The sequence below is a fragment of the Methylobacterium sp. WL116 genome, from assembly GCF_008039455.1.
In the GTDB taxonomy this organism is placed as follows: Bacteria; Pseudomonadota; Alphaproteobacteria; order Rhizobiales; family Beijerinckiaceae; genus Methylobacterium.
The window spans coordinates 1-1,727 of record NZ_VRUV01000738.1 but is presented as its reverse complement, the minus strand read 5'-3'; the positions used below and the strand labels follow the sequence as shown (position 1 = coordinate 1,727).

Genomic DNA, 1,727 nt, shown 5'->3' with positions numbered 1-1,727 from the left:
CCTCCTCGTTGAGGTCGGCATCGGTGAGCTTGGAGGCGCCGGTGTCGAGCACGTTCTGGAGGTTCTTGGTGAAGTCCTGACGGTTCTGCACCACCGACAGGTTCGAGCCGAAGGTCGAGGCCTGCGAACGCAGCGTTGTGGAGGCGCTCGTCAGGCTGCTGAGCGTAGCGGTGACTGAGGCATCGAGAAGGAAGCTGCCCTTGCCGTCCGCCGTCGAACCAGAGTTGCCAGTGATCGCCGTCAGGTTGAGACCGCCGGAAGTGGCATCGACACCCTGGACGTCGAGGTTCGAGGTGTCCTTCTCGTTGAACGAGATGTGCAGCTTGTTCGAAGCCGCGCTGCTCGACAGCAGGTTGGTGCCGTTGAAGCTCGAGTCCTTGGCGAGCTGATCGATCTGGGTCAGCAGGCTGTTGTACTGCTTCGACAGGGAGGCCCGCTCCTTGACGCCGGTCACCGTCAGGTTGGAGCTCTGCCCGGCCGCCGAAGCTGTGTACAGAGGACCCGCATTAGCGGCGCCGCTGGCAAAGCCAAGCGCGGTCTGGTCGGCAGGCGCCGAAAACTCGATGTCAGCCGTAGCGTTGACGACGAGCTTGGTACCCGTGGCATCCTTGGTGAACGCGTTGCCTGCGCCCTGAGCGCTGACCGCGGTGTTCAGCTTGGTGATGGCCGTGTCGATGGTGTCGCTGGCGGTCAGCGAGACCGGAACCGCCGTGCCGTTGACGAGAAGGTTGACCGAGCCGGTAGTGGCCGAGAAGCCAGTGCCAGCCGTTCCGCTGGTGGTGATCTGCGTGGCGAGCGCCTGGTTGGCGGTCGACTTGGCCGAGTCCACCAGCTTCTGGATCGAGGTCAGACCCGTGTTGGCCGCCTGGATCGTCTGCACGCCATTCGAGATGCTGTCGAGCAGGGTGCCGAGGTCCGAGGAGCGGTTCGACAGGCTCTGCGCAGTGAAGAAGTTGACCGGGTTGTCGAGGGCCGAGGAGACCTTCTTGCCGGTGGAAAGGCGGTTCTGGGTGGTCGAGGACAAGGACGCCGTATCCTGCAGCGAAAGCAGGTTCTGGCGGGTAGCAGCGGTGAGAGAGACGCCGGACATGAGATGAGATCCATATTTGATCAGAAGACCGGCTTTCTGCCGGCCTCACGAAGAAACATGTCGCCACCTACCGACGCGTTAAATCGACCGGTCGAATCCGGCATATCGCGGGTGTGCAGGGCGTATTGCGCCCAATTACGCGATGAGAGTTCAAACAACATTAACAGATCGTGTCGATGGTCGTGTCGTCTCTAGAATGGAGTTGCCGGCATGGCCCTACGCATTGAGCTGAAGCCCGCGGAGCGGCTGATCATCAACGGAGCGCTGATCCGGAACGGCGATCGGCGGTCGGTCTTCCTCGTCGAGACCCAGTGCAAGTTCCTGCGCGAGAGCGAGATCATCCGCGAGGCGGACGCCGACACGCCGTGCAAGAAGCTCTGCGTGACCCTGCAGGTGATCTATCTCGCCGACGATCCGGCGGAGGCGGAGAACCTGTTCGTGATGCAGTCGACCGAGATCTTGAAGACGATCCCGGGCGCGGCCCCGTATCTCGTGGCGATCCACGACGCGGTCGCGGCCAAGCAGTACCACCTGGCGATCAAGACCGGGCGGAAGCTCATCGCCTACGAGGAGGAGCTGGCCGCCTGAGGGCGTCCGCCCGAGCGAGGCGTCGCGCAGCGCGACGCCTCGGGGCCAG

The 1,727-nt window shown here is 63.3% G+C and carries 2 protein-coding genes; one reads left to right on the top strand and one right to left on the bottom strand.

Annotated features, from left to right (window positions below; translation table 11 throughout):
* Positions 1-1,090, bottom strand: a 1,090-nt coding sequence (locus FV223_RS26810; RefSeq protein ID WP_147729761.1) for a flagellar protein, incomplete at its 3' end; no start/stop codon positions are given.
* A gap of 210 nt (positions 1,091-1,300) precedes the next feature.
* On the opposite strand from FV223_RS26810, the gene FV223_RS26805 reads away from it, so the two are divergent.
* Positions 1,301-1,678, top strand: coding sequence for a flagellar biosynthesis repressor FlbT (locus FV223_RS26805; protein ID WP_147729760.1), 378 nt, complete (start codon positions 1,301-1,303; stop codon positions 1,676-1,678).
* Positions 1,679-1,727: the final 49 nt, after the last annotated feature.

Excerpts from the sequence above, each read along its gene's own strand:
- FV223_RS26805 (WP_147729760.1), top strand. The coding sequence starts at position 1,301 with ATGGCCCTACGCATTGAGCTGAAGCCCGCGGAGCGGCTGATCATCAAC.